This window comes from Microbacterium sp. (assembly GCF_031178525.1).
In the GTDB taxonomy this organism is placed as follows: Bacteria; Actinomycetota; Actinomycetes; order Actinomycetales; family Microbacteriaceae; genus Microbacterium.
Window position 1 is genome coordinate 1 of record NZ_JAPSJA010000307.1, and the last position, 2,773, is coordinate 2,773.

2 protein-coding genes and 1 pseudogene are annotated in these 2,773 nt (G+C 72.1%); all 3 read left to right on the forward strand.

The window, feature by feature from the left end; genetic code table 11:
• Positions 1 to 822: pseudogene (locus RIF89_RS13585) on the forward strand (SLC13 family permease); the annotation flags it as partial.
• 10 nt (positions 823 to 832) lie between these two features.
• A complete protein-coding gene (locus tag RIF89_RS13590) occupies positions 833 to 1,606 on the forward strand; it encodes an SDR family oxidoreductase (RefSeq protein WP_309069623.1) in 774 nt (257 codons plus the stop codon).
• Between the two features lie 43 nt (positions 1,607 to 1,649).
• Entirely contained in the window at positions 1,650 to 2,669 is a 1,020-nt protein-coding gene (locus tag RIF89_RS13595; RefSeq protein ID WP_309069624.1) for a zinc-binding dehydrogenase, read from the forward strand.
• The last annotated feature ends 104 nt before the right edge of the window (positions 2,670 to 2,773 follow it).

A 2,773-nucleotide genomic window follows, 5' to 3' on the forward strand; every position in this document is an offset into this window, starting at 1 on the left:
ATGCTCGTCGGCCTCGTGGTCGCGTTCCCGGCCTGGTACCTGTCGGGCTACCTGTGGGGCAAGTTCGTCAACTCGCGCTACCCGATGATCGTCCCGCCGCTGTTCGGCGCGACGGACGAGGATCAGCCGAAGAGCCCGCCGAAGGCCAGCACGGTCATCCTGATCCTGCTGCTTCCGCTCGTGCTGATCTTCCTGAACACCGGCCTGAACGCGCTCGGCTCGATCGGCGCGGTCGACCGCGAGGAGACCTGGGTCCAGGCGCTGATGCTGATCGGCACCTCGCCCGTCGCGCTCCTCATCACCGCGCTCGTCGCGCTGCTGGTGCTCGGCAAGTTCCGCGGCGAGAACGGATCGGCGCTCGAGAAGCTCGTGGACAACACGCTCGGCACGGTCGCGTCCGTCATCCTGATCACCGGCGCGGGCGGCATGTTCGGCGGCGTCCTGCGCGCGTCCGGCATCGGCGACGCCCTGTCCCGGACGCTGGACGGCCTCGGCCTGCCGCTCATCTTCGCGGCTTACCTGATCGCGGTCGCACTGCGCGTGGCGCAGGGCTCGGCCACGGTCGCGCTCGTGACGACGGCGGGTCTGCTCGCCCCGGCGGTCACCGCCGCCGGCTACAGCCCGATCGACACCGCCGCCGTGACGCTTGCCGCCGCCGCGGGTTCGGTGTTCGCCAGCCACGTGAACGACTCGGGCTTCTGGCTCGTCGGGCGCCTGATGAACCTGGACGTCAAGACGACGCTGAAGACCTGGACCGTGCAGCAGGCGATCGAGTCGCTCGTCGGCTTCGCGATCGTCCTGGTGATCTACGCCATCTTCTGATCGGACGGATATGACGACACGGGACGTGTTCGACATCTCGGGCCGGCTGGCCCTGGTGACGGGATCGTCGCGCGGGCTGGGCCGCACGCTCGCCCTGGCGCTCGCAGAGGCGGGCGCCAGGGTGGTGCTGCACGGCCGCGACCGCGCGGCGCTCGCCGAAGCCGCCGGGGAGCTCGAGACCGCCACAGGCCGCCGACCCCAGACCGTCGCGTTCGACGTCGCGGACGCCGCCGCGGTCGAGGAGGGGATCGGCGCGCTGATCGCCGAGCACGGCGTGCCCGACATCCTCGTCAACAACGCGGGCATCCAGCGGCGCGCGCCCTTCGCCGAGTTCCGCGTGGAGGACTGGGATGCCGTGATCGCGGCGAACCTGTCCAGCGCGTTCTACGTGTCGCGCTTCGTCACGCCGGGAATGGTCGAGCGCGGCTCGGGCAAGATCGTGAACATCGCGTCCGTGCAGTCGCGCCTCGCGCGGCAGACCATCGCGCCGTATGGCGCGAGCAAGGGCGGCGTCGCTCTGCTGACGCAGGGCATGGCGGCCGATCTCGCCCGCCACGGCATCCAGGTCAACGCGATCTCCCCGGGGTACTTCGCGACCGAGATGAACCGCGCGCTGGTCGAGGACGAGGCGTTCACCGAGTGGCTCGTGAACCGCACGCCCGCCCGGCGCTGGGGTGATGTGAGCGAACTGCGCGGTGCCCTGCTGTTCCTCGCATCGGACGCCTCGAGCTTCGTGTCGGGGCAGAACATCTTCGTCGACGGCGGCATGACCGCGGTGGTCTGAAGCGCAACGCGCGACGAGAACGACTGAGCGAAAGGCGATGAGCATGCGAGCGGTGTGGATCGAGGGCAAGGACGCGATCTCGCTGGGCGAGGCGCCCGCGCCCGAGCCGGGCGAGGGAGAGGTGCGCCTGCGCGTCGACTACGTCGGGATCTGCGGATCCGACCTGCACTACTTCTTCGAGGGGGCGAACGGCGAGTACGTCGTGCGGGAGCCGCTCGTTCCCGGGCATGAGCTCTCCGGCCGCGTCGACCTCGACCCGTCGGGAGCGCTCGCGCCGGGCACGCCCGTGACCGTGCACCCCGCGCGGTTCGGCTCTCCCGTGCGCGGGGCGGAGCAGGACCCGCATCTGTGGCCGGGCGGGTCGTACCTCGGCAGCGCCTCGACGCAGCCGCACACGCAGGGCGCAATGGCCGAGCTGCTCGTGGTGCGCGCCGACATGGTGCGCGTCCTGCCGGAGTCGCTGTCGGTGCGCCGCGCCGTGCTCGCCGAGCCGCTCGCGGTGGCGCTGCACGCCGCGACCCGCGCGGGCGATCTCGCCGGCGCGCGCGTGCTGGTGTCGGGCGCCGGACCGATCGGGCTCCTCGCGCTCGCCGCGGCCCGCGCACGCGGCGCCCAGTCCGTGGCCGTGAGCGACGTGCTGGCCGAGCCGCTCGCGCGCGCGGCCGCGCTCGGGGCGGACGAGACGTTCCGCGTCGCGGAGCAGGACCTCCCCGTCGAGGCGTTCGACGTGGTCCTGGAGTGCTCGGGTGCTCCGGCCGCGATCAGCGCGACGGGCGTGGCCGTGCGCCGCCGCGGCACGGTCGTGCAGGTCGGCATGCTGCCGAACGAGCCGCGTCCCGTGAACCTCGCGCCCTTCATCTCGAAGGAGATCGCGCTGCTGGGCACGTTCCGCTTCCACGACGAGATCGACGAGGCGGTCGCGCTGCTCGCGACGCACCCCGAGCTCGAGCAGGTGATCACCGACGTCGTGCCGGTCGCCGACGCGGAGGAGGCGTTCCGGATCGCGCGCGACGCGCGCCGATCCAGCAAAGTGGTGGTGTCGCTGGCGGAGCCGGCGGCGTGAGCGGAGACGGGGCGCGCGAAGTGGCTGCACAGGACATCGTCCTCGGCGTCGACATGGGTACGACGGCGACGAAGGTCGTGGCGTACACGCCGGACGGGCGGCAG

What these genes read in the sequence shown, in the direction of transcription:
- RIF89_RS13590 (WP_309069623.1), top strand. Translation starts at nt 833, where the DNA reads ATGACGACACGGGACGTGTTCGACATCTCGGGCCGGCTGGCCCTGGTG.
- RIF89_RS13595 (WP_309069624.1), top strand. Translation starts at nt 1,650, where the DNA reads ATGCGAGCGGTGTGGATCGAGGGCAAGGACGCGATCTCGCTGGGCGAG.